Below are 24,579 nucleotides of genomic sequence, written 5' to 3'. Positions count from 1 at the left end.
AGTTTGAATTCATTGCTAATAAGATTGCTGATATTTTAGATGATATTAATAATACTGATTTACAAGAACAAATCAAGGGTGAGCTTAAAGATTTAGCTAACAACTTTGTTATCTACAATCAATCGACTTATTAATATTTTGAGTGTTAAAGTGGTATAATACCACTTTAACATACAACATCAAGGTATTTTATGGAAGACAAACTTTTAGAGAAAAATGAAAATTATAAAAAAATCGAAGAAGTAATAAAATATATTGATGAAAACTTCAAAGACCAACCTTCAATAGACACAATTGCAAAATATATTGGGATGAGTAAATACCATCTTATAAGAGTATTCAAAGAGTATGTTGGGGTAACTCCCATACAATTTCTACAATCTGTAACTTTAAACTATGCAAAAGAGCATTTAAAAGAATCAAAATCTATTTTAGACAGTGCCTTAGATATTGGGCTATCTAGTTCTAGTAGACTACATGATTTATTTGTAAATATTATTGGTGTAACGCCTAAAGAATACAAAAGTCTAGGTGAAAATGTAGAGATAACCTATGGTTTTGGAAACACTCCTTTTGGAAATGCAATAGTTGCAATTACAAAAAGAGGTATTTGCTATTTAGGTTTTTATGATGAAGCTTCAAAAGAGTCAGTTTATACAAGATTTAAAGAGGTTTGGGCAAAAGCAGATTTAAAAGAAGATAATAAAAAAGCAGATGAAGTTTTAAATAGTATTTTCATAGAAAAAGATAAAAAGTTTAACCTTTATGTAAAAGGAACAAACTTTCAAATCAATGTTTGGAAAGCTTTAATAAATATTCCTGATGGTTCTATTGCCACATACTCTGATGTAGCAAAGTATCTTGATAAACCAAAAGCTGTAAGAGCAGTTGCTAGTGCTATTGGTTCAAATCCTATTGGTTTTTTAATCCCATGTCATAGGGTTTTAGGAAAATCTGGTGCTATGACTGGATATAGATGGGGAATAGAAAGAAAGAAAATTCTTGTAGCCTATGAGGCTTTAAAAAACAAAAATGAAAGCTAATATAAAGACTACAAAAAACCTTCCCTAAAACTCAAAAATAAAATTAGCATGAATAGCATTGTTAGAAAAAGATGAACCAACACCATTGTGAGATAAAGTTACATCAAAACTTTTAGAATCAGAATACTCTTTTTGATAAGATAAAGAGACATCATAATTGAAGTTACCATTGTCAATTCCTTTAGAAGTAAAAGAACCAGCATTAGGAGCATTTACAAAAGAAGCAGAGATAGAATTGTCATTATCATGTAAGTTATACCCTAAAGATGTTCCAATAGAGAAATAAGAACTATCATCAATAGTATATGTAGAGTCTAAACCTATTGATGGAATTAAATCAGTAGAGGAAAACTCTTCCATTTTAAGATTGGCACTAGTTGAACCTGATTCTTTGTATGAAGGAGAAGAGAAATGTCTATATAGTAAAGAAACATTTGGTTTTAAACTCCAAGTATCATTTAAAGAAAAACTTCTATCAAGTTTTAAATATAGTGAAGCTAATTTAGATGTATATGAAGCATCTATATTTTCTCCTGTAAATATCTGCCTATTTGAATCTGTTCTTTGTAAAGAGTAACTTCCTTGATATGAAAAAGTATAATCATTTAAAAAAGGATTAGAACCATAAGCTAATAAAGTATAGATATCTAAATCTGAAGATTGAGAAAGACCATTAACATCTACATCTGAATTAGTATAAAATAGACCTAAGCCAAAATTGTGATTCTCTTTGTACTCAATGTCACTTCCCATACCAATACCATAAGAATCCACATCAAACCCAGAGATTCCATCTTTGTTGTCTTGCTTAGATGATGAAGCAAAAGGTTTAAGCCATAATCGTTTGTTTTTTTCTAAAATCATATCCCCTGAGTTTAATCCAGAAGAGTTACCTTGCCTTTGAGAGATAAGTGCTTGAATGTTAGAATTAACAGATGAACCAACTAAAAAAGATGAAGTTCCAATCTGAGGAAGTAAAGATTCAATAGCACCAGCAACTTCACTGTCTGTAGGTAAAGCATTTAAAGCACTAAATAGACTATTCATAGAAGAGATATTTCCATTTAGATTGTCAAGTAAAGAGGCAATAGAGTTTAGGTTTGAGTTTCCTGAAACAGAATCTAAAATAGTAGAGCCTTCAATAATATTTAAATCAATAGAATCAGCATCAGCAACATACTCAAAATCTAAAAGTGCAGAGTTGTCTGTGATGTTTAAAGTACCTTGTATATCAAGATTTGAAGTATTAGAATAAACCACATTTGTCATAGTTTGATCTTTTAAAAGTTCAATATCAGAACTTAGTCCTAATACATTTACTTTTATGGTTGAGCCATCTTCAAAAACAGATGAGATTGTATTTAATCTTGAGTGTTCCATAGTTCCACCAGTACCTGCTTGTAAATATACTTGTAAAACCCCATTTGCTTTGTTTGTAAAGTTTGCTATATAAGCAGCATTAGCACCCGTACCATTTGCATTGTATGGAAGGATTATGTTACCACTGTTTGTTAGAGTTTGTCCAGGAGCATTAATATTTCCATCTAAAGTTCCAGCGTTGTTTATGGTTCCAGCATTGTCATAAGTAATCAAAATAGAGTAAGCATTATAGTCTCTTTGCTTATTTTTTCTAGCTATTATTGTTCCACTGTTGTTGATTGTGCCAGTATTTTTTGAGAGGTGCATTCCTTTAGCATTACCTGAAGTGGTATAAACCTCTATGGTACCACTGTTGTTGATTGTAGCAGAACTATTACCACCAATCCCAGCTGCAATTGTGACTCCCGAAACTTTTATCTCCCCCTCATTGCTAACCGTTGAATTATTATCTCCCATATTAACTCCATTTGCCCAGCCACTAGTTGAGACAGTATGAATCTTTCCTCTATTTTTAAAGGTATGTGAAAAGTCAAGGTAATTTGCTACATTTATAATTACAGTATGGTTACCACTAGTATTGAAATTTATAAATCCATTCTCTGTGATAAGTGCACTCTCAGAATTTCCATCAAAAGTTTGCTGACTATTTACTTCATTATTGATAATCAAATCAGCACTAAGACTACTGCAAAGTAAACTAGCACTTATAAGGGATAGTTTTATCTTTTTTCCTAACATTTTAAATCCTTTTTTCATCTATTACTATTATAAGATGCTTGCGTTACGTCTTGCGTTATAATGAAAAAAATTTAGAAAAAAGATATATATAAGAAAATAAGAAGAGTGATTAAGAAACTATTATCTTAATCACATTTGCTAAAAGCATAAAAATAAGTACTGTAATTAGTACTTTTTTAATAAACTCTTCACCACCTTTTATAGCATAGTGACTTCCCACATAAGAACCAGCTACATTTGCCAATCCCATAGGAATTGCTACTAACCAAAGAATCTTACCTGCAAAGAAAAAAGCAAATACAGAACCCACATTTGTAGCAAAGTTTAAAGGTTTTGTAGAAGCAGTAGAAACTAAATAATCAAGATGCAAAAACTTCTTCATAGAGATAGTAAGATATGTTCCCGTTCCAGGTCCAAGTAGTCCATCATAAAAACCTATTGGAGCAGTAGAAAGTATGATATTTTTATTATTTACTTCTGTTTTTTCTTCTTTTATTGTTTTACTCTTTTTTAACATAAAAAAAAGTGCTACAGGAATTGCTAATAAAATAGCCCATTGAATAATAGTATCAGGAACATACATAACTAATGAACTTCCAATATATGAAGCTATAAGACAAGGAATAATTGCAACTGCTACAACTTTCCATGATATCTTTTTGCTAAGTGCGTATTTAATTGTTGCAGTTGAAACACCTAATACAGAAGCTACTTTATTACAAGCAAGTACATAAATAGGAGGAATACCAGAGAATAATAGAACTGGAACTTGAATCATTCCACCACCACCTGCAATTGCATCAATATATCCTGCTATAAAACCTGTTAAAACAAAAATTATAATCCAAGTGGTAGTTATATCGTCTAAAAATTCCATAGTGCTATTTCCTTAAAAGGAAAAATTATAGCACTATTTAAATTAATCGATGTTACTTTTTAAGAGAGTTTTGCTTTTATAGCTTGTGTACTTGTGTTTGACTGTACTTGATAAGAGTTTTCTAACTCTTTTTGTTCTTCATAATGTTTTTCAAAAAGATCTTTAAATTTTGAGAAAACTGATTTTAATTCAGGAGAAGTATATGACATTGGGTCAGGGTTTAATATCCTATCAAACATCTCTAAAATAGTATTATAATCTTTAATGGTATCATCATATGCAGGTTTAAATTCACCATTGTCATCAATAACTATTCTATCAGGTAAACTTATTAAAAACATAGCCTTAAATCGTTCACCTTCTTCCATCTCATTTAAAGAGGCAACTAAAGCTCTTTTTTCAGTTTCAGGCATATTTACAGGAATCATATTTCTTGTTTGAGCTAAACCTACATCTACCAAACCATTTTGGTCAAAATCAAACCTTTCATAGTGATGAACTAGTAGATTATAAGCACCCTCATTTGACAAGCTACCAGTTTTTATAGGGTCTGCTAAGCCAACATAGTGTTGAATAGTTGACAACTCTTCTTCACTAAGAGAGTTTAGAAAATCTTTTGCATTTGAAAGATTCACTTTCTCTTCTTTTGCTTCAGAATATATCTTTTCAAAATCATCTTTGTATTCAGCCCTACTATTAGTAAAGTCACTATGGTCTTTAAGCTCTTTTACTATTTCAATGTGTTTTTCATAAGCTGGTGAAAGTTGCACTTTTTTCCTTTAAGAGAGTAAAAATATTTTAGTTCATTATATTTTTATTCTCTTAAATCTTGTCTTAACTATCTTTTTTTAGTTTGTGTGAGATTGAATAAATTACAGGAAGATATATAAGATTTAAAATTGTTCCCCATAAAAGTCCAAAACCAAGTCCTATGGCAATTGGTTGGAAAATAACAGCTTGTCCTGTAGGGAAGAAGATTAATGAACTCATTCCTATTAAAGTTGTTATTGTTGTAAGAATAATTGGTCTAAATCTTTTTGTTGCTCTAATAAATACTTCGTGTAAAGTCTTAGCTTTCTTTAAATATGTCATCATAATAATACCATCATTAATAACAACCCCTGCAAGCCCTAACATACCAATAACAGATGGCATAGAAAGGTTTAGTCCCATTATTTTGTGACCTATTAAAACTCCTAGAATAGAGAAAGGAATAATTGACATTAAAATAAATGTTTCCCTAAAAGAGTTAAACAAATAAAGCATTGCAAGCATGATTAATACAATAGCTAGTCCACTTGCTAAAATCATATCATTCTTTAAATCTTTTTTCTTCTCTTCTTCACCTTTAAATACTAGTTTAATTCCACTTTTTTCTATTTCATCTAGTACGGGCTTTACTTTTTCTATAGCTTCACCTGCTGTTAAAACATCAGGGTCTACTTGTCCATATACATAGAAGTTCTTTAAAGCATTGTCTTTAATAAGTTGTTCAAAGCCTTTGATAATCTTAAATTCTGCAACTTGATTTAATGCTACAAAAGTTCCATCAGAAAGAGGTATTTGCGTAGTTTTGAAAACTTCATAATCATCTTTATTTATACTTTGGATTTTGATATCAAGCATTGAGTTTGCATCAAAGGTAACACCTTTTTTCTTTAGTAAATACATATTTGAAAGATATGAACCTATATATGCCTCATCAAGTCCTAGTTGCTGACCATAGTTATTTACTTTTAATTTTATTTCATCAATACCAAACTTCAATGAGTTTGCTACAGACTTAATACCATTTAACTCTTTTAATGCATTTTCTAACTTCTCAATTGAAGCTATAATCTTTTGGTTATCATTTGATACAAGTCCTATTTTAATATCTGCTTTTACAGGACCAACTTTTCTTTCTGCAACTGCTATTTCTTCTAAATTAAATTTTTCTTTATACTTTGCATCAATTATATGTTTCTTTAACTTCTTAGCAATTTCCCTTGAACTTAATGTTCTTGTTCGTCCTTCATCATCATAATAAAAACTCAAATATGGTGTTACATACTTATCTAAGAAGTTAGCTTCTTTTCTTTTTTGAAGTTCTAAAGTCATATACATAACATAAGGAAATCTTTCTGTATTTCCTGCTGTATCCCTTCTAAAACCTGCTACTGAATCAATACTTCTAATAAAAAGTTCATCATCTTTAGCAATTAAATCCTCTTCTATTTTTTGAACAATTGCAAAGGCATCTTCAAGTTTTGTATTTTCATTTGCTTTTATAGTAAGTTTTACATCACTAGCATCAAACTTTGGAAAGATTTGAAACTTTGAAGAAGAGATAGCTAAAACAGTAAGAACAGGAACTAAGATTACAAATATTGTCAAAAAGCTTTTCTTATAATCCATAAAAAAGTGTAAGATAGAGTTATAGATATTATTTGCTTTTTCCCATGATGTAACTTTAGAACCATTTTTCAGTACGTGAGCTGCATGAATAGGTAAGAAAATAAATGACTCAATAAGTGAAGCAACAACTAAAGCTGATAAAGCAATAGGAATAAGCTTAATTACTTCTCCCATAGTTCCACTAATCATCAAAATTGGTAAAAATGAAAATAGTGTTGTAATAGATGCAACAGTAACAGGTTTCACCATCTCTTTTGCACCTATAACAGCAGCTTCTTTAGGAGGATAACCCTCTTCTATATGTTGCTGAATGTTTTCACTTACAACAATAGCATCATCTACTACAATACCAATTGCAATTAAAACCCCAACTAGGGAAATCATATTTATGGTATACCCAGATAAATACATATAAACAGCTGCTATTACAAAAGATGTTGGAATACCAACTGCTATAATAAATGACATTCTAAAGTTGATTAAAAGCATTACTAAAATAGTAATAAGAATAATTCCAAGTAAAATATTTGATACTACAATATTAAGCCTATCTCTAATTCTCTCACTGTTATCATCTGCAATTATAATATCAACATTTGGGTTTTGTGCATTTAACTCTGGTAACATTCCTTTGATGTTTTCAGTTAGTCTAAGAGCATCAGCCGTATCGTTTTGTTCAACTTTTAACGATAGTGCATTTTTACCATTAAAAGAGTATAGAGTTGAAGCATCTTCATACTTTTTAGAGATAGTTGCAACATCTGATAAATATAGGTTTGTATTTCCAACTCTAATAAGAGTCTTTGCAAAGTTTGCAGCGTTTTTCTCACCATTATATGTTGAGATATAGTAGTGTTTTTTACTATCTTCTATTTTTCCAACTGGGAAGATATACGAAATTGTAGAAATTGCATTAAATAGTTCACTTTTATTTATTCCTAAAGCTTCAACTTTTTTATCATCAATTAAAACTTCATAATACTCATCTGAGTCACCATAAATTGTTACATCGTTGATTCCTGTGATTGTAAGAAGATCACTTTTTAAATCACTAGCAAGGGGTTTAAGCTGGTCAAGATTTAATTGTTTTGAAGTAAGGGAAATATCTAAAAGAGTTCTAGTTCTATCTAAAACATTAACTGAAGGCTCATCCATATCAGAAGGTAAGTCTGATTTTACTAAGGTTATAATATCTTTTATTTTATTGGCTTCGTTATATTTGTCTTTGCCTTTTTTCAGTTCTACAACAATTGTAAAGCTACCAGGGCTAATAACTGTTGTCATAACATCAACACTATCAAGATTTTTTAGATTATCTTCTATTTCAGTTACTGCCATTTTATCTAGAATATCAACTGAAGCTCCGGCATAAGAACCTTGCACTGATACCATTTCTAATTCAAAACTTGGGAAGATCTCTTTTGCTGTATTATTATATGACCAAATTCCAACTAAAAAAACTAATACAAATAGCGTATAGTTCATTCTAGAGTTATTAACAAAAAATCTCAAAAAACTTTCAAACATCTATTACCTTTATTAAAAAAAAGTATTATAATTTACAATTATTAATACAGTATTAATATTCTATCTATTTTTAATACATAGTTTCATTTTAAAGTTCTGAAAGCATGATAAAATAATAAATTATTTATTTTTATGCTCTTTTTTTTGCGCTATTTAGTAACACTGCATAATTTTTTTACTAATATTACAAAGTTATTTTTTACTAGTTTTTAAAGCCATAATCTCTATATTTATTAATTTTATTACTTATATAAATTATTTTTTTACTTATGTACAAAATATGTAACTCCTGATAATATAATTTTTGTAACCGATTATGGTTTAAAATTATTCTAACTAAAGAAGGACTGACAGTTATGAAAAGTTTACATAAATTAGATGAAATAGAATTAATAAAGTTAGCAAAAACAACTACTGATGAAAATACACTTCATAGTCTTGCAGATAATGCTTTTATTACAGTAAGAAGATGTGTAGCTAAAAATAGACATGCTACAACACCTATTGCAAATAAACTTGCAATTGATTCAGCATGTAATGTATCTTATTGGGCAACAAGACACTCAAATCATACAACTAAGAAAAAAGTAGATTCAAATGACCCATGTGTTGTATGTTCAATTGATGAACTTCAATATCACAATACTTGTACTTCTTGTGATATGGCATAAGTAAAGCAAGTAGAATCTATCTACTTGCTCCATTTAGTTTTAACTTCTTAATACACTTATAATCCTCGTCATTTTGAACACTTTCACAATATACTTTTATATTAAGTAGTGTTGATAACTCTTGAATAGATTCAACAAAGCTTTGTTTTGAACTATCAGTATTAATATTTGTAGTGTACTCTCTAGCTAATCTAATACAATCTAGATTAAAGTCTTTTAAGTTATCTAATGGAATAAATTTACTCTCAAATCTTTTAACAATAATTTTAGAGTCTGAATAATGAACTCTATTACAAAATCTTTTGAAGTTATCTACATCTTTTGCAACAGCATAAGCTGTAACAGAGAAGATAAGTTTTGAAGATAGATTTTTGTTTTTTAGTATTAACTCATCTAACCAAAGTAAGAAATTATTATCTGAAATAGATTGTAGTGATAGGTTAATCATTACATCATTTTTTAAATTGTTTATTGAGATATGATTTATAACTTTTTGAATAACTGCTTTATCAAAATCAACAACTTTAGAGTACTTCTCTGCAATAGAAACAAAAGTACCAATAGGTATATTTTTGCCATCTTTGTCTTTTGCACTTGTAAAGGCTTCTTGCATTAAAAGAGTGTTTTTCTCTTTATCTAAACTATATGTATCATTAATATAATCTACTTCAAAAGTTTTATTATCAATAATATCAAATACTAAATTTCTCCACTCTTCCATATCTCTTGTTAAATCACTATTATCTCTTAAGAAGAACTCATTTGGTCCAATAAGTTTTGCTTTTTCATAGGCTTCTGTTGCAGCCTCTAGCATTTCAGGTGTTGTTCCATACTTATTAAAAGGAGTTCCACCAATATAAGCTAACTCTTCTAATTTATATTTTTCCCTTAAAACTTCAAAGTTTCCTTTAAATACCTTACAAATCTCAACTGCACCTTCATACTTACAGTTTCGCAGAATTACCATAAACTCTGACCCAAAAAATCTATAAGCTGTAGCTTTCACATATTTGTTATTTACAGACTCAATACTTTTTAAAGTTTTTGCAAACTCTTTAATAAGATTATTAATCTCACTATTTGTATGAGTTTTAGCATAAGAAGCAAGAGAATTGATTTTTACTTTTAAGATATAACCCTCGCTTTTTTGAATAAACATCTCTTTCATATCTGTCTCGAAAGTAGCCTTTAGAGGTAATCCTGTTAACTCATCTTTTGATAGTTTCTTTGAAAGAGTTTCAAGGTTTTTATTTAATTTACTAATAATAGACTCAATCTTTACAGACATGTCATTCATTGCAATTGATACATGTTTTATTTCTGTAGTCCAAGGTAACTTATCTATTGTTTCAAATTTACCTTGAGCAATTGACTTAGCTAATGACTCAATAGTTTTAAGAGGTCTTAGAATATATTGTACAAATACAAATAAAATCGACATAGAAACTAAAAAGGCAATAATTGCATAAGTAATAGACCCTTTTGCTTGTTCATAAAGTTTTGCATATGCTTCACCAGGATTAGGGCTTACATAAATTACAGCAGATTTTTTCCAACCATCTGAGATTTCACTTGATTTTTCTTCTAAATTAAAAGAAATCATATCTACAAACCAAGAAGGAACATAATCAAATTTTACATCTCTTTTTTCTTGAACAATTATTTTCTCAATATTTAAACTTATATCTTTAAATAGTAGTTTTTTACCATCAAGAACTTGAACTTTAAAATCTATTTTTCCACCATTACTAAAAGCATCTGTAGGAATAAATCTATACTTATTTCTAGCTGTTTCTTCTACAAAGCCTAAATCTAAATCTTCATTTTCAAGTTTTAATAACTTGTTGTTAATATCACTATCTAACTCTACTTTTTCAATAGTTCCATACTTTGTAAGCACAGTTACTCTTTTAACTTTCCAACTTTCAGGATAATCTATTTTTATCGTACTTAATAATTTTTCATCTGTAATAACAAAATCACTATCTTCTAATCTAATCTCTTTATAAAAACCTCTATTTGAAATAGCTTTGATTATTGTTTCTATCTCAGGGTCGTTTTTGTCTTTAATTAAAGCTCTTAAACTCATTCCTAAAGAAGTAGCCGTGTCTTGTGCTTTTGTTTGTGATTCAAGTTCTAAATACTCTTTTGTGTTTTTAACACTAATGATAAAATTACCAGTAAATATTACAAAGAATATAAATATAATAATTAAGTACAACTGTTTTGATAAAGACATCGATTCTCCTTTAGATTCTACTCATCATAGATTTCCAGTTTTTCAAGTTGTTTTTTCCAACTTTTACTGAAGTTCTACCTTTGTTTTTTGCTTGCCATAAACCACCAGCATTAAAACTATATACAGGTCTTAAATCAGGTCTTTTAGTAGCTAATTTTAGTTTTTTATTAACGTTATCTAATACTATTGGTGTTGATGTAGGTTTGTGATAATAAGTTAAAACCATATGAGCCTGCTCATATTTTGTTCCTCTTTGTTTTAACTTAACATAAGTAATTCTTAGTTTTTCATCAGGAACGCCAAGTTGACGCAAAGTAAAATATTTTGCAATTGCATAATCTTCACAATCCCCTGCTCCAGTTCCTAAAAACTCAAAAGGTGAAGCCCAATAATCATTCTTTTTCCAATGGGCACTATCCCTTTTATATTTTACTTTATTAAAAAAATCATTTACATATTTTAGTTGATATAGAATATCCTCATTTTTTGCTTTTTCAATAACTTTATCCCAAAGTTGCACACGTTTTGCAGCTTTGTTTCCGTATTTTTTAGTTATTGCATCAAGTTTTTTTGAGGAGATATTAAATAAGTTTTCTGCTGTTATAACAGAGATAAAAAAAGAGAGAGCAAAAATAATTAACAAGTATTTACTTTTCACTATCTCTCCTTTTTTGAAGTTAAGACTATTTGATTTTATTTAAAATTGAATCTTCGTCTATTTTTTCATTATCATATTTTACAATTAATACATTTTCAGTATCATTAATGTACCACTCATCAACTTCTGATATTGTATCTAATTTATGTGTATTATTTCTGTAATCATTATTTAATTCTATATACATTAACTTTTTCTTTGCTGGGTTTGGCATAGTTAAAATTAAAACAATCCATAAAATACAAACAACCGCAATAGTGTATACAATAGTAGTTAAGCCAACATCCTCAAAGAAGATACCACCTAAAACACCACCTAAGAAAGTTCCTAAATATCCAAAAGAGTTAAAAATACCAAGTACTAAACCTCTTTGATGTACCTTTGCAAATTTAGTTGCTAGTGATTGCATGATTGGTTCATGCATATTAAATCCAATAAAGAATATAACTACACCAACTATAAAAAGAACAGTTCCAGAGCTTAATCCAATTAGTAAATATGAAACTGCAAAGAAAATAATTCCTATTGCAAGTATCTCTTTAAATTTACCTTTTTTTTCTGCAATTATAGCAGCAGGTGCCATAGCAAGGAAACCAAAAATCATAGCTGGTAAATATACTTTCCATAGGTCACTCATTTGCCATTCATAATTGTTTATTAAAACCATTGGAATAATCATAAATGCAAAAGTCATTAAACCTTTTTGTAAAAAGTTTGTTATGTTCATTTTGATTAAATTTTGATTTAATAAAACATCACCAACTATTGCTTTTTTTCTATACGTATGAGTTATTTTTGGAGGGTTTGGAACCATCTTTACTAAAATAACAATTGAAACAAGAGCAATTACAGCTGTTAGATAAAATAGTGTTGGTACACCTGCAAATGAAGAGATTGTAGGTCCAAGTAACATAGAAGCTGCAAAACTCATTCCAATGAACATACCCATTGTAGCCATTGCTTTTGGTCTTTGTTCTTCTTTTACTAAGTCACTAATCATAGCTGTTACAACTGCACCAATTGCACCAGCACCTTGTAAGAATCTTCCTACCATTAACATTAAAATATCATTTGCAATTGCACAAAAGATTGAACCAATTGCAAATAATAAAAGTCCTGTAATAATAGTACCTTTTCTTCCTAGCTTATCACTCATTACTCCAAAAGGAACTTGGAATATCATTTGAGTTAAAGCATACCCACCAATAACAATTCCAACTAAAGTCGTTGTAGCTCCATAAAGATTTATAGCATAAACTGATAAAACAGGTAGAACAATAAAAAGCCCGAAGAACCTAAGTGCGATAATCAGACTAAGAGGTAAAATAGATTTAATCATATATAATCCCATATGTATTTAAAATAAACAGAGATTATATATCAATAAAATTAATAAGATATTAAAAGGAAAGTTATGAGAATTATTTTAGCTACGGGAAATAAAGGTAAGATTGAAGAGTTTAAAAAACTACTTCCAAATGAAGAAGTGATTACTTTTAAAGAGATTATTGGTGATTATGAGGTTGTTGAAGATAAGGATACTTTTCAAGGCAATGCTTTAAAAAAAGCTCAAGAAATTTATGAAAAGATTGGTGATGAAGAAGCAATTGTAATCTCAGATGATAGTGGAATTACAGTTCCTGCTATAAATAATGAACCAGGTATTTACTCTGCAAGATATGCAGGAGTTAATGCAAATGATAAAGAAAACAATGCAAAATTAATTTCAAAATTAAATGAAAAAAATTTAGAAAAAACACCTGCTTATTATACAGCTTGTATAGCAATTATATATAAAGGTTATCCATACACAGTACATGGTTGGATGCATGGTGAAGTTATAAATAAAGAGCTGGGAAGTGGTGGTTTTGGATATGATCCAATGTTTATTCCAACTGGTTTTGATAAGACTTTAGGAGAACTAGGATATGAAGCTAAAAAAGATTTTTCACACAGAACAAAAGCTTTAAACTTAGCAAAAAAAGTTTTAGATGTGATTTTATAAAAGTAGGTATTACCCTACTTTTATATTAGAAAATGTATACAGCTGCAACCCATCCAAAAATAATTAATGGAATATTGTAGTGTAAGAATGTTGGAACAACTGAGTCCCAAATATGGTCGTGTTGACCATCAACATTTAGTCCTGATGTAGGCCCAAGTGTACTATCTGAAGCTGGACTTCCTGCATCACCTAAAGCAGCAGCTGTACCAATAATAGTAATTGTTGCCATTACAGAGAAATCTAACTGTAAACATAATGGAGCATAAATAGTTGCAATAATTGGAATAGTTGAGAAAGATGAACCAATTCCCATTGTAATAAACAGTCCAACAATAAGCATTAAAAGAACTGCTAAAGATTTATTATCTCCAATAATATCAACAACAGAAGATACTAAACTTTCAACTCCACCTGTTGAGTTAATTACACTTGCAAAACCATTTGCAGCAATCATAATAAAACCAATCATTCCCATCATTTTAAGACCTTTTGTAAAGAAGTCCTGAGTTTGGTCAGCTTTAATAACACCTGCAACAATAAAGATAATGAAACCTGCTAAAGAACCTAAAATAATTGAGTTTGTATAAAGTTGAAGCCCTAAAGCAGTTACAACAGATATTAAAGCAATTGCTACATGAAAATAGTTTATCTCTTTTGATTCAGATTCAATCTCTAAGATTTTGCTAATATCATACTTTCTTTTCTTTTTATAAGTAAAAAATATCGCAACTAAAAGACCTAAAAACATTCCAAATACAGGTACTGCCATAGCAATTGGCAATTGTCCTGAAATAGCTTCTACTCCATTATCTACAAGGTTTTTTAATAAAATCTCATTTAAGAAAATTCCTCCAAATCCAACTGGTAAAAACATATAAGTTGCAACTAAACCAAAAGTAATCACACAAGCAACTACTCTTCTGTCAAGTTCTAGTTTTGCCATTGAATGTAATAATGGTGGAATTAAAATAGGAATAAACGCAATATGAACTGGTACAATATTTTGAGAAGAGATTGCAGCTAATAAAATAAGTGTAAGCATTAAATATTTGATATAAAGAAATTGAAAAGAAGTTTCTCCCTTTCCTACTTTTTTTATAATCATATTTGATAATAAATCAGTAATTCCCGATTTAGAAATAGCAACAGCAAATGTCCCAAGCATCGCATAACTTAATGCAATTGTTGCACCATTTCCTAATCCACTATTAAAAGCCTTGATTGTTTCATTTATGTCTAAACCAGCACTTAGACCACCAACTATTGCCCCAACAATTAAAGCAATAACAATATTTACCCTTACTAAAGATAGTAAAACCATTAAACTAACTGCAATTATTACAGAGTTCATACTTCGTCCTTCATTTTAAGTTTTATAAAAATTACATGATTTTTATAAGAAAGTTTCAATTTTAAGGAAGAAGTTTACTTAAAAGCTTGTAAAAAAGTACTAAAGTGTTTCTATTTTGGTATTGTGATTACTCTTTGAACTCTTATATCATGGTCATTTGCTTTAACGACTAACTCTATTTCATAGAAGTTTATTTCTTCTTTTACATAAGCATTTATAGAGTAGTTTTCATTTTCTATAGCTAATTTTTCAAAGGAACTATAATCACTGAAACTTTTTATATACTCTTCTAAAAATGCTAAATGATTTTTTGCTTGAATATATTTATATTTGTTTATAATATTTATTGAGTTTATACTTTTTACTTCATATATTTTAACAGCCAATATAGAAAAGATAAAAACTAAAATAAGAACAGAAAATAGTGTAAAAGCTTTTTTCATAGTTTAAAAACCCACTTTTGTTTTATCTTTTCATCTACCTCAACTTCTATTTCTAAAATATTTGAAGAAAGTTTTCTCAACGAATAATAGTTTACATTTTCTAAAAGAGTATTGTTTTTTAAATATAAAGTATTATCACTATACTTTAAATCATCTATTGATGAAGGAAGATTTTTTTCTACTATTATCTTTGCAGAGTCTAAATCTAGTTTTATAATTGCTAATTCTTGATTTAATGTTTGAGCTTCATAATACTCTTTAGAATAAATAGTTGAATAAACAATTACAATGGAACCAACAAAAACTACAAAGATTAATTCTAAAAGAGAAAAAGCTGTTTTATTTTGGCAATTCATATTTTAGAAGCCTTAAGTTTTGATCTTTATACTCTATTTTTTTGACACTAATATTTTTAATTTCAATGTCATCTAAAGTTATTGCAAGTTGTATATTTTTTGTAGAAAAAGAAGAGTCATAAGAAGAGATATTAAACACATTTTCTAACTTATTTAATATCATATACTCTTCATCAAAATTATCATAGAAAGAAGCCTTTGAAAAGCCTACTATGATAATTGATAAAATAAAAACACTTACTAGTGTTTCAAGTAAGGTAAAACTATTTTTTCCCGATTTCACAAGCTTTTTCATAAGCTGCTTCAATGGCTTTAATCATAGAGTCTCTAACTGCACCCTCTTCTAGTTTACCCATTCCTGCTGCTGTTGTTCCACCTGGACTCATTACAGAATCTTTAATAATTGCGGGATGAGAAGTCTCTAGTAGTTTTGCATATCCAGATAATAAACCTTGAACTAGTTCATTACTAATTTGTCTCTCAAGTCCTGCTTTTACTGCACCATCACTTAAACTCTCTGCGATTAAACTTAAAAATGCTGGTCCACTTCCTGCAACAGCAGTAGCTATATCAAGTTGATTTTCAGTATTAACCCATACAGTTTTTCCAATATGATTAAATAGTTCTGTAGCTAAGTTTTTAGCTTCTTTATCTCCTGTGATAGTTGTAGTTGACCCCAAAACAGACGCAGCAACATTTGGCATACTTCTAATATAAAATTTTGATTTTATTTGTTTCTTTAAACTATCAATTGTTGTACCAGCTAAGATTGAGAAAATGATGTTTGCTTGCCCTTCTAATCTTGCAGCAACACTTTGTAATGCATATGGTTTTACACAAAAGATTATATTCTTATCAGTAATGTTTTCAGCATCACTCATAACCTTTACTTCTATATTTGGAATCTTAGTTTTTATATCATTTAATTTCTTTTCATCTCTTCCAATAATTTCTACTTCAAAGTTATTTACAAGTCCTCTTGCCAGTGCTTGTGCCATGAAGCCATTTCCTATTAATGTTAATTTCATACTAGCTACCTTTAAAAATTATTTAATTTATTATAACGAATTAATTATAATATTAGAAAAATAAAATAATAAAAAGTAAGAGAAGCGCAAGGATACATAAGATAAAATACTTACTTTATGAAAAGGATAACTCAAATGATTAACAATTTAAAGTTCAAGAATTTTGTATTAATTATTGGTTTAGGTTTTGTGTTAACAGCTTGTTCACAAAAATCTGAAAGAGTGCAAGAGTATGACAAACCTGCACTTTATTGGTATAATGACATGCTTAAACAGATTTCTACTGGATACTTAGAAGAAGCAGATGATGTATATACTTCTTTAGAGAGTGAACATAGAAACTCACCTTTAATACCAACTGCACTTTTAATCTTAGCAAATGCTCATATTGACAATGAAGAGTATCAATTAGCAAACTTCTATTTAGATGAATATATTAAAAGATTTGCACTTAGTAGAAACATTGATTATGTTAGATATTTAAAGATTAAAGCTAACTTTTTAGGTTTCTCAAATGAATTAAGAGATCAACAATTAATCGAAGATACAATCAAAGAGATTGAAGAGTATAGAAACTTATTTTCAAGCTCTAAATATATGCCTTTAGTAAATACTATGAGTGCAAGATTATATATGGCTAAAGCCTCTTTAGATAAAGAGATTGCAGATTTATATAAAAGAATAGATAAGCCAAAAGCGGCTGAGTACTATAACCAAAAAGTAAAAGAGTCATGGGTTGATGAAAATGAGATTGAACCTGTAGAGACACCTTTTTACAAATATCCTTTTGAAAAAAACATTTTTTAAAAAATATTAATAGATTTTAGGAGTTAATATATATGGAATTAGAGAATTATGATTCTTTTCCTCAACAAATACCTTTAATAGTTGAAGACGAAGTATTTTTATATCCATTTATGATTGCTCCATTGTTTTTAGGAAGTGAAGAGAACTTAAAAGCAGTAGAGCACTCTATTGAACATAATAAACTAGTAATCGTAGCTGTTAGTAAACCAGGTCACGAGGGAAAAAGAGATAAAGATAGCTTCTATGATGTAGGAGTTATTGGAAATATTATGAGAAAAGTATCTTTACCAGATGGTAAAATAAAGGTTCTTTTCCAAGGTTTAGCAAAGGGTAAAATCACTGAGTTTAATGAAGAGACTTCAGAGTTTGCACTTGTTGATACATTAGAAGATGATAAATATTCTAAAGAGAGTATTGAATCTATTATTGATGTATTAAGAGAACAAGTTAAAAAACTTTCAGCTGTAAACTCTAAATTTCCAGCAGACTTAATAAAAACAATTGAAGAAAATAGTGATGCAACAAGAATTGCAGACTTAATCTCTTCTGTTTTAAAAGTAAAAAAAGATGAAGCATATAAACTATTTGCTGAAACAAATTTAGAACAAAGACTTTTAAATATTATTGAAACTATCAAAAAAGAGATTGAGAGTTTAAAAATTCAAAAAGAGATTACTCAAAAAGTAAATTCTAAAATTGAAAAAACTCACAAAGACTACTTCTTAAAAGAGCAAATTAAGGCTATTCAAAAAGAGCTAGGTTCTGATAATCAAAAAGATTCAGAAATTAGAGCTTATAAGAAAAAACTTAAAAAACTTAAACCTCATATGCCAAAAGATGGTTATAAAGAGACAAAAAAACAAATTGATAAATTAAGTAGAATGCACCAAGATTCACCAGACAGTGCCCTACTTCAGACTTATATTGAAAATGTTTTAGAAATACCATTTGGAAACTATGCTCACAATGATATCTCTGTACAAAGTGTTGAAGATCAGTTAAATAGTGATCATTACTCTTTAGAAAAACCAAAAGAAAGAATCTCAGAATACTTTGCAGTAAAAGAGATACTTGAAAAAAGAAAAATAGAAAACCTTAAATCAAAGGGAACTGTTCTTTGTTTTGTAGGACCTCCAGGTGTTGGTAAAACTTCACTTGCAAACTCTATTTCTCAAGCCTTACAAAGACCACTTGTAAGAGTAGCATTAGGTGGAATGGAAGATGTAAATGAACTAAGAGGACATAGAAGAACTTATGTTGGAGCAATGCCAGGAAGAATAGTAAAAGGTCTTTGTGATGCTAAAACTATGAACCCTGTTGTTGTATTAGATGAAATTGATAAACTTGGAGCAAATCATAGAGGTGACCCAACTGCTGTTATGCTTGAGGTTTTAGACCCAGAGCAAAACAACGAGTTTAGAGACCTTTATTTAAACTTTGCAATTGATTTATCACAATGTATCTTTGTAGCAACTGCAAATGATGCAAGAAGAATTCCAGCAGCATTAAGAGATAGAATGGAGTTTATTGAAATTTCTTCTTATACTCCAAATGAGAAATATCATATTGCAAAAGACTATTTAATTCCACAAGAGTTAGAAAAACATGGTCTTAAAAAAAGTGAAGTTTCATTATCTAAAACTACTATTGAAGCAATTATTTCAAAATATACAAGAGAAGCAGGTGTTAGAAATCTAAGACGTGTATTTGCAAAACTATTTAGAAAAACTGTTAAGATATTACTTAAAGATAAAGAGACTAAGAAAGTTTCTATTACAACTAAAAACTTAACAGAATTTTTAGAAAACCCTATTTTTGAAATAGACCCAGCTGAAAAGAAAAACTCTGTTGGAGTTACAAATGGTTTAGCTTGGACTGCTGTTGGTGGAGATGTTTTAAAAACAGAAGCTGTAAGACTTAGAGGAAAAGGTATTTTAAGTGTTACTGGAAATATGGGTGATGTAATGAAAGAATCATCTAGAATTTCTTACTCTGTTGTAAAACTTTTAATTGATAATAAAAAACTGAAAATAGATGATAATCTAATTCCTAAAACAGCAAAAGAGATAGAAGAAAAAACAAAAGTAGACCCAAGTGAAATCTATAAAAGATTTGATATCCACTTACACATTCCAGAAGGTGCTACACCAAAAGATGGACCAAGTGCTGGTATAACAATGGCTACAACTATTGCTTCTATTTTAAGTAATAAAGAAGTTAAATCCGATGTTGCTATGACAGGTGAGCTTACACTTACAGGTAAGGTTTTACCAATTGGTGGGTTAAAAGAGAAACTAATTGCAGCTCATAAAGCAAAAATGAAACTTGCATTAATTCCAAGAAAGAACTTCCAACGGGATTTAGATGATATTCCATTAGAAGTAAAAGAGAATATGGAAATCAAAGCAGTAGATACTATAGAAGATGTTTTAAAAGAGACTCTTATCTAAGTAAAATGAAGGTAAAAAGAACAAGACCTAATGATAGTATCATTATAAACAATCTTTTTACCTTTGCGACAATTGTTATGATTACAATAACAATTGTTCTATATAACACCTTTATTGTCGAACCACAAGAAAAAGAAGAAACCACAATTTCAAAAGTAGAAAAACTACCTTGTCAAAAAGAGACTCCCACTAAAGTAATTATTAAAAACCATGAACTAGTAAAAAAATCATATAAAGCAATTGAAAAGGGTTACTATAAAATAGAAGGCTCTTTTTTAAAACTTGAAGAAAACTCTAAAATTGAAGATATTATAAAACTTGCTGAAGTAGATAGTTATATTAAAAGCTTACTTAATATAAACCCTAAAGAAGATTTACAAAAGTATTTAAAGATAAAATATGAAATAATAGAGAGTTCCAAAGATAACTTAAATGCAGGAACAATAATAACATCATTTAGAATTAACTCAAAAGAGATATTTTTTATGCAAAGTGATTTTAAATTTATGTATAAAAATGCTATCAAAGAACGAGTTGATTGCTCAATAAAGGTATATAAAAACTATGTTCAGAACTAGATCTAATTTCACACTTACTAATATCACAATTGCAATAACAATTTTTATGTACCTAGTACAAACAAATATAAGCTATGGAGGTTTATATTTAGGTCTTAATATGTATTTTGTTGAAAGCAACTTTTATTGGCAACCTCTTACAACTATGTTTGCCCATGGAGGACTTGGTCACTTAGCTATGAATATGTTTGTTTTATATCAATTTGGAAATGCTATTGAAATGTATAGAGGGAAAAAAGAGTTTGTCATAGCATATTTTATAGCAGGACTTGCAACTTCTATTCTTAGCTTTTTATATATTTACTATTTAGATAATTTTGTAAACTTAGTTGGAGCATCTGGTGCTATTTGTGCACTTATGGGATATATAGCTTATATAGATAGATTTCAAAGAAAAGCAATAGTTACTTGGGTTTTAATTATCTCAGTAGCGCCTGTACTTATTGGTCTTCCAATTGCTTGGTATGCTCACTTTATTGGACTTGGAATTGGGTTTTTAATAGGAGCTATTAGGAAATAGTTATTGGAAATATTTTTTTGATATTTCCTCTACCTTTTTATCTTCTAATAACTTTTCAATAGCTTTATCTATTTTATCTACTTGTTTTATCAAATTTGATTTTTTTGATATTCCTATATAAAGATTAACTTCATTACCAGGTTTATATTCTGCTTTTGAAATAATATGATTAAAACCTAATCTACTAATATCATAATCAGCTTGACAATCTGTTCCAATTATCACATCAACTCTATTAAATGCTAACATTCTAACTAGTTCAAGTTCCGAAGAAACCACTTTCTTATTTAAAGTTTTATCTTCATCAAACTTTTTAAAATATGCAGAGTTGGTTACATATCCTATTTGATAATTTTTTAAATCGCTATAGCTTTTTATACTATTTCCAGCTTCATTAAGTACATAAAAAACAGTTGAGCATTTATAATAGGGTTTTTTTGAGTAGTAAATATACTCTTCTCTCTCTTTAGTTTTAGCTACACCTGAAATCAAATCAACAGTTCCTGCTTTCATATTAGCTAAACTTCTACTCCATGGATATCTTTTATAATCGATTTTTATATCTAACTCTTTTGATAGTAAAGATAAAAAGTCAAAATCAATTCCACGGTATTTATTATCTTCTGAGATTATTCTAAAAGGAGGCCAAGCATCTACAGGTACTTTTATACTATTTTCTTGGGCTAAACTTTTTACTGAAAAAATAGCTGAGACTAAAAGTATAAAACATAAGTTAAAAGTATTTAATAGTTTCATTGTTACATCCTTAAGACTATTATACTAATAATATCAATAGTAATGAAAATGTAACTTAATTATATCTCTTAATTTAAATTGATAAAAAAACTAACTGCATACATCACTATAGTAACAGCAGCAATTCCTATAACAATCTCTTTCATTTTAACAGTAGGATTTAGTGTTCCACAATATGGGCATTGTCTTTTTTTTGTTTCGATTTCTCTTTTACAATGTCTACATGGTTCAAGTTTTATAATAGATCCTTCATTTTTTGTAATTTTAACTATAAAAAGCTGTAAGTTTTATATAATACAATTTTTCCTTTTTTGTTACATTTTTGATATACTATATTTTCAGAAAAATATTATCTTAAGTTATATAACTATAAAATATTATGACTCTTAACGTTAAAAAAGGCATACAATGAATTTTGAAGATTTACAGATTATATCCATAGATGACAATGAAAATAACCTATTTTTAATTGAAGCTATTTGTGAAGAGATGAAGTTAAATGTAAAAAGTTTTTCAGAACCACTTGAAGCTTTAATGCATGTACTTCAAAATAGAGTTGATTTAATTGTAATTGACTATATGATGCCAAACCTTGATGGAATCGAATTTATAAAAGAGTTTAGAAGAAAAAACAAAAAAGTTCCTATTGTTATGGTAACTGCTGCAGGGGATGATGAGACAGTTCATAAAGAAGCCTTTGAAGCAGGAGTAAATGACTTTTTAAGTAAACCTGTAAACTCTGTTTTATTTAAAGCAAGAGTTACAAACCTTTTAACTAACTATCAAAATACTTTATTAATAGAAGATAGAGCCAAACTTTTAGAAGAAGAAGTAAAAAAAGCTACAGAAAACCTTATAGATAGAGAACATGAAACCCTATATATCTTAGGAAAAACAGCAGAATATAAAGACCCAGAAACAGCATCACATGTTGCTAGAGTTGCCCACTACTCAAAACTTATAGCAAAAGCCTGTGGCTTAGATGAAAAAGAGCAAGAAATCATTTTTTATGCAGCTCCATTTCATGACCTTGGAAAAATTGGAATTGAAGATAAGATTCTTTTAAAACCAGGAAAACTAGATAATGAAGAGTTTGATACTATGAAATGTCATGCTCAAATTGGTTATGAAATATTAAAAGACTCACAAAGTGAATTCTTAAGAGCAGGAGCTATTATCGCAATAAGTCACCATGAAAAGTATGATGGAAGTGGCTATCCAAAAGGTTTAAAAGCTGATGAAATTCATATTTATGGAAGAATTGTAGCTGTTGTTGATGTATTTGATGCTTTAACTTCTCATAGACCCTACAAAAAAGCTTGGTCATTTGATGATGCTTTAAATCTTTTAAAAGAAGAGAGTGGAAAACACTTTGACCCTAATATTGTAAATCTATTTATTGAAAATATAGAAGAAATAAAAGAAATATATAACTCATTTGGAGAATAAATGAAAAAAATTTTCAGTCCTTTTTTTAATCCATATATTGGACCTATTTTAGTAATAGGCTTAACTCTTATTTATCTTATAGTTTTTATTTTACCAGAGTTTTCAAATAAAAATAAAATGGATGAGATGACAAAACAATCTATTGAAATGGTAAATAATTTAAAAAAAATTAGAAGCTATTATACATCTCATGTAATAAAAGAAGTTAAAAACAATAGTGATATAGAAATAAACTATGAACATGATAATAAAAGAGGAGTAATTCCTTTACCAGCAACACTTCTTCATGATTTAAGTGAGCTTGTTACAAAAAAAGATATGCATATAAAAATGTATAGTAACTATCCTTTCCCTAATAGAAAAGATAGAGTTTTAAGTGATTTTGAAAAAGAGTCTTTACGATACTTAGTAAATAATCCAACAAATATCTATAAAAAAGCAGTAGATGAAAATGGTCAAAAAGTATTTAAAGTAGCAATTGCTGATATTTTTTATGACCAATCTTGTGTTTCATGTCACAATACAAGAGCTGACACTCCAAAAAATAATTGGAAACTAGGTGACGTTAGAGGAGTTATTCAAGTTTCAATACCTATTGAAGACAATTTCTTACTGACAAGTAAACAAATTATTCTTACTATGTCTGCTTTAGTTGGTATTATATTTATCTTGGGAGTTCACTACACAGTTATCTCAATTGAGAGACAAAAAGAACATAAAAATGCTAGAAGAAAACTTGAAGAAAAGGTAGAAGATAGAACACAAACTCTACAAAATACAGTTAAACTACTAAACCAATATAAAAAAGCTGTTGACTCTAGTGCTATTGTTTCTAAAACTGATAAAAGGGGCATTATTACTTATGTAAATGATGAATTTATAAAAGTTTCTCAATACAAAGAAGAAGAGCTTATTGGAAAAAGTCACAATATCGTAAGACATGAAGATATGCCAAGTGAAATCTTTGAAGATTTATGGAAAACAATCTGCGCTAAAAAGATTTGGAAAGGTCAAATTAAAAACAAAGCAAAAGATGGCAGTGCATATCATGTAGCTTCTACTATTGTGCCTATTTTAAACTACAATGATGAAATAGAGGAGTTCTTAGCTATAAGATTAGATGTTACGGATATTGTTCATGCCCAACAAAAAGCGCAAAAGGCGGATGAGGCGAAGTCGACGTTCTTGGCAAATATGAGTCATGAAATAAGAACACCACTAAATGCAATAATTGGTTTCTCTGATATTCTTAGTAATTCAAGTGAATTAAAAAGTGATAATAAAAAACAAGCACAAATTATTCAAA

General features: G+C 28.8%; 22 protein-coding genes and 1 pseudogene. 10 read left to right on the top strand and 13 right to left on the bottom strand.

What is annotated here, in order from left to right; all coding sequences use genetic code 11:
• Both glyA and CRV03_RS13765 read left to right on the top strand, forming a co-directional pair.
• A pseudogene (glyA, locus tag CRV03_RS13770) lies at positions 1 to 134 on the top strand (serine hydroxymethyltransferase); the annotation flags it as partial.
• A 57-nt stretch (positions 135 to 191) separates the two neighbouring features.
• Positions 192 to 1,043, top strand: a complete 852-nt coding sequence (locus CRV03_RS13765; protein ID WP_129085724.1) for a methylated-DNA--[protein]-cysteine S-methyltransferase — start codon at positions 192 to 194, stop codon at positions 1,041 to 1,043.
• A 24-nt stretch (positions 1,044 to 1,067) separates the two neighbouring features.
• On the opposite strand, the gene CRV03_RS13760 is transcribed toward CRV03_RS13765, so the two are convergent.
• The 4 genes from CRV03_RS13760 to CRV03_RS13745 all read right to left on the bottom strand — a co-directional run bounded on the left by CRV03_RS13760 (position 1,068) and on the right by CRV03_RS13745 (position 7,962).
• Positions 1,068 to 3,161 (bottom strand): autotransporter outer membrane beta-barrel domain-containing protein, encoded by a 2,094-nt coding sequence (locus CRV03_RS13760; RefSeq protein ID WP_164968673.1) that lies wholly within the window; start codon positions 3,159 to 3,161, stop codon positions 1,068 to 1,070.
• A 109-nt stretch (positions 3,162 to 3,270) separates the two neighbouring features.
• On the bottom strand, positions 3,271 to 4,038 hold the full coding sequence (locus CRV03_RS13755) for a TSUP family transporter (RefSeq protein WP_129085722.1): 768 nt from the start codon (positions 4,036 to 4,038) through the stop codon (positions 3,271 to 3,273).
• Positions 4,039 to 4,097: 59 nt separating this feature from the next.
• A complete protein-coding gene (locus CRV03_RS13750; protein WP_129085721.1) occupies positions 4,098 to 4,808 on the bottom strand; it encodes a hypothetical protein in 711 nt (236 codons plus the stop codon).
• A gap of 64 nt (positions 4,809 to 4,872) precedes the next feature.
• Complete coding sequence (locus CRV03_RS13745) at positions 4,873 to 7,962, bottom strand: efflux RND transporter permease subunit (protein ID WP_129085720.1); 3,090 nt, start codon at positions 7,960 to 7,962, stop codon at positions 4,873 to 4,875.
• Positions 7,963 to 8,318: 356 nt separating this feature from the next.
• On the opposite strand from CRV03_RS13745, the gene CRV03_RS13740 reads away from it, so the two are divergent.
• Positions 8,319 to 8,633, top strand: a complete 315-nt coding sequence (locus CRV03_RS13740; protein ID WP_129085719.1) for a hypothetical protein — start codon at positions 8,319 to 8,321, stop codon at positions 8,631 to 8,633.
• Positions 8,634 to 8,649: 16 nt separating this feature from the next.
• Here CRV03_RS13740 and CRV03_RS13735 read toward each other — a convergent pair whose 3' ends face one another.
• Genes CRV03_RS13735 through CRV03_RS13725 form a run of 3 tightly spaced genes read right to left on the bottom strand, consistent with a single transcriptional unit; the run spans position 8,650 to position 12,869 of the window.
• Positions 8,650 to 10,872, bottom strand: a complete 2,223-nt coding sequence (locus tag CRV03_RS13735) for an EAL domain-containing protein (protein ID WP_129085718.1) — start codon at positions 10,870 to 10,872, stop codon at positions 8,650 to 8,652.
• Positions 10,873 to 10,882: 10 nt separating this feature from the next.
• Positions 10,883 to 11,530 carry a transglutaminase-like cysteine peptidase gene (locus CRV03_RS13730; protein WP_129085717.1) on the bottom strand — a complete coding sequence of 216 codons (648 nt, stop codon included), beginning with the start codon at positions 11,528 to 11,530 and terminating at the stop codon, positions 10,883 to 10,885.
• 25 nt (positions 11,531 to 11,555) lie between these two features.
• Entirely contained in the window at positions 11,556 to 12,869 is a 1,314-nt protein-coding gene (locus tag CRV03_RS13725) for an MFS transporter (RefSeq protein WP_129085716.1), read from the bottom strand.
• A gap of 75 nt (positions 12,870 to 12,944) precedes the next feature.
• Here CRV03_RS13725 and rdgB point away from each other — a divergent pair, with 75 nt between their 5' ends.
• Positions 12,945 to 13,535 carry an RdgB/HAM1 family non-canonical purine NTP pyrophosphatase gene (gene rdgB / locus CRV03_RS13720; protein WP_129085715.1) on the top strand — a complete coding sequence of 197 codons (591 nt, stop codon included), beginning with the start codon at positions 12,945 to 12,947 and terminating at the stop codon, positions 13,533 to 13,535.
• Between the two features lie 25 nt (positions 13,536 to 13,560).
• Here the strand turns inward: rdgB and CRV03_RS13715 are convergent, their stop codons facing one another.
• The 5 genes from CRV03_RS13715 to CRV03_RS13695 all read right to left on the bottom strand — a co-directional run bounded on the left by CRV03_RS13715 (position 13,561) and on the right by CRV03_RS13695 (position 16,713).
• A complete protein-coding gene (locus tag CRV03_RS13715; RefSeq protein ID WP_129085714.1) occupies positions 13,561 to 14,886 on the bottom strand; it encodes a Na+/H+ antiporter family protein in 1,326 nt (441 codons plus the stop codon).
• Positions 14,887 to 14,996: 110 nt separating this feature from the next.
• Positions 14,997 to 15,329 carry a hypothetical protein gene (locus CRV03_RS13710; RefSeq protein WP_129085713.1) on the bottom strand — a complete coding sequence of 111 codons (333 nt, stop codon included), beginning with the start codon at positions 15,327 to 15,329 and terminating at the stop codon, positions 14,997 to 14,999.
• Positions 15,326 to 15,685, bottom strand: coding sequence for a hypothetical protein (locus CRV03_RS13705; RefSeq protein ID WP_129085712.1), 360 nt, complete (start codon positions 15,683 to 15,685; stop codon positions 15,326 to 15,328). Before CRV03_RS13705 ends, CRV03_RS13710 begins: the two co-directional genes overlap by 4 nt.
• Entirely contained in the window at positions 15,669 to 15,968 is a 300-nt protein-coding gene (locus CRV03_RS13700; protein ID WP_164968672.1) for a prepilin-type N-terminal cleavage/methylation domain-containing protein, read from the bottom strand. Before CRV03_RS13700 ends, CRV03_RS13705 begins: the two co-directional genes overlap by 17 nt.
• Positions 15,949 to 16,713 carry a pyrroline-5-carboxylate reductase gene (locus CRV03_RS13695; RefSeq protein WP_129085710.1) on the bottom strand — a complete coding sequence of 255 codons (765 nt, stop codon included), beginning with the start codon at positions 16,711 to 16,713 and terminating at the stop codon, positions 15,949 to 15,951. Before CRV03_RS13695 ends, CRV03_RS13700 begins: the two co-directional genes overlap by 20 nt.
• A 135-nt stretch (positions 16,714 to 16,848) precedes the next feature.
• Here CRV03_RS13695 and CRV03_RS13690 point away from each other — a divergent pair, with 135 nt between their 5' ends.
• The 4 genes from CRV03_RS13690 to CRV03_RS13675 are packed head-to-tail and all read left to right on the top strand — an operon-like array spanning position 16,849 to position 21,068.
• The gene (locus CRV03_RS13690) at positions 16,849 to 17,520 is read left to right on the top strand and encodes an outer membrane protein assembly factor BamD (RefSeq protein ID WP_129085709.1); all 672 of its coding nucleotides are present in this window, start codon (positions 16,849 to 16,851) and stop codon (positions 17,518 to 17,520) included.
• Positions 17,521 to 17,552: 32 nt separating this feature from the next.
• Positions 17,553 to 19,970, top strand: a complete 2,418-nt coding sequence (gene lon / locus CRV03_RS13685) for an endopeptidase La (RefSeq protein WP_129085708.1) — start codon at positions 17,553 to 17,555, stop codon at positions 19,968 to 19,970.
• A 5-nt stretch (positions 19,971 to 19,975) separates the two neighbouring features.
• Positions 19,976 to 20,548, top strand: coding sequence for a hypothetical protein (locus CRV03_RS13680; protein ID WP_129085707.1), 573 nt, complete (start codon positions 19,976 to 19,978; stop codon positions 20,546 to 20,548).
• The gene (locus CRV03_RS13675) at positions 20,535 to 21,068 is read left to right on the top strand and encodes a rhomboid family intramembrane serine protease (protein WP_129085706.1); all 534 of its coding nucleotides are present in this window, start codon (positions 20,535 to 20,537) and stop codon (positions 21,066 to 21,068) included. The genes CRV03_RS13680 and CRV03_RS13675 overlap by 14 nt, the downstream gene beginning before the upstream one ends.
• On the opposite strand, the gene CRV03_RS13670 is transcribed toward CRV03_RS13675, so the two are convergent.
• Positions 21,069 to 21,824: an ABC transporter substrate-binding protein gene (locus tag CRV03_RS13670; protein ID WP_129085705.1), complete on the bottom strand. Its 756-nt coding sequence runs from the start codon at positions 21,822 to 21,824 to the stop codon at positions 21,069 to 21,071.
• Between the two features lie 408 nt (positions 21,825 to 22,232).
• Here CRV03_RS13670 and CRV03_RS13665 point away from each other — a divergent pair, with 408 nt between their 5' ends.
• Both CRV03_RS13665 and CRV03_RS14275 read left to right on the top strand, forming a co-directional pair.
• Positions 22,233 to 23,273, top strand: coding sequence for an HD domain-containing phosphohydrolase (locus CRV03_RS13665; RefSeq protein ID WP_129085704.1), 1,041 nt, complete (start codon positions 22,233 to 22,235; stop codon positions 23,271 to 23,273).
• Positions 23,274 to 24,579: DUF3365 domain-containing protein (locus CRV03_RS14275; RefSeq protein WP_129085703.1), on the top strand; the 1,306-nt coding region annotated here is incomplete at its 3' end. It abuts the gene before it with no gap.

It is taken from the genome of Arcobacter sp. F155 (assembly GCF_004116455.1).
Taxonomy (GTDB): domain Bacteria; phylum Campylobacterota; class Campylobacteria; order Campylobacterales; family Arcobacteraceae; genus Halarcobacter.
Note: the sequence above shows the minus strand (reverse complement) of the source record. Positions and strands in the feature narration are given on the sequence as shown.

What these genes read in the sequence shown, in the direction of transcription:
- CRV03_RS13765 (WP_129085724.1), top strand. Translation starts at nt 192, where the DNA reads ATGGAAGACAAACTTTTAGAGAAAAATGAAAATTATAAAAAAATCGAA.
- CRV03_RS13760 (WP_164968673.1), bottom strand. Translation starts at nt 3,161, where the DNA reads ATGTTAGGAAAAAAGATAAAACTATCCCTTATAAGTGCTAGTTTACTT.
- CRV03_RS13755 (WP_129085722.1), bottom strand. Translation starts at nt 4,038, where the DNA reads ATGGAATTTTTAGACGATATAACTACCACTTGGATTATAATTTTTGTT.
- CRV03_RS13745 (WP_129085720.1), bottom strand. Translation starts at nt 7,962, where the DNA reads ATGTTTGAAAGTTTTTTGAGATTTTTTGTTAATAACTCTAGAATGAAC.
- CRV03_RS13740 (WP_129085719.1), top strand. Translation starts at nt 8,319, where the DNA reads ATGAAAAGTTTACATAAATTAGATGAAATAGAATTAATAAAGTTAGCA.
- CRV03_RS13735 (WP_129085718.1), bottom strand. Translation starts at nt 10,872, where the DNA reads ATGTCTTTATCAAAACAGTTGTACTTAATTATTATATTTATATTCTTT.
- CRV03_RS13725 (WP_129085716.1), bottom strand. Translation starts at nt 12,869, where the DNA reads ATGATTAAATCTATTTTACCTCTTAGTCTGATTATCGCACTTAGGTTC.
- rdgB (WP_129085715.1), top strand. Translation starts at nt 12,945, where the DNA reads ATGAGAATTATTTTAGCTACGGGAAATAAAGGTAAGATTGAAGAGTTT.
- CRV03_RS13715 (WP_129085714.1), bottom strand. Translation starts at nt 14,886, where the DNA reads ATGAACTCTGTAATAATTGCAGTTAGTTTAATGGTTTTACTATCTTTA.
- CRV03_RS13710 (WP_129085713.1), bottom strand. Translation starts at nt 15,329, where the DNA reads ATGAAAAAAGCTTTTACACTATTTTCTGTTCTTATTTTAGTTTTTATC.
- CRV03_RS13705 (WP_129085712.1), bottom strand. Translation starts at nt 15,685, where the DNA reads ATGAATTGCCAAAATAAAACAGCTTTTTCTCTTTTAGAATTAATCTTT.
- CRV03_RS13695 (WP_129085710.1), bottom strand. Translation starts at nt 16,713, where the DNA reads ATGAAATTAACATTAATAGGAAATGGCTTCATGGCACAAGCACTGGCA.
- CRV03_RS13690 (WP_129085709.1), top strand. Translation starts at nt 16,849, where the DNA reads ATGATTAACAATTTAAAGTTCAAGAATTTTGTATTAATTATTGGTTTA.
- lon (WP_129085708.1), top strand. Translation starts at nt 17,553, where the DNA reads ATGGAATTAGAGAATTATGATTCTTTTCCTCAACAAATACCTTTAATA.
- CRV03_RS13680 (WP_129085707.1), top strand. Translation starts at nt 19,976, where the DNA reads ATGAAGGTAAAAAGAACAAGACCTAATGATAGTATCATTATAAACAAT.
- CRV03_RS13675 (WP_129085706.1), top strand. Translation starts at nt 20,535, where the DNA reads ATGTTCAGAACTAGATCTAATTTCACACTTACTAATATCACAATTGCA.
- CRV03_RS13670 (WP_129085705.1), bottom strand. Translation starts at nt 21,824, where the DNA reads ATGAAACTATTAAATACTTTTAACTTATGTTTTATACTTTTAGTCTCA.
- CRV03_RS13665 (WP_129085704.1), top strand. Translation starts at nt 22,233, where the DNA reads ATGAATTTTGAAGATTTACAGATTATATCCATAGATGACAATGAAAAT.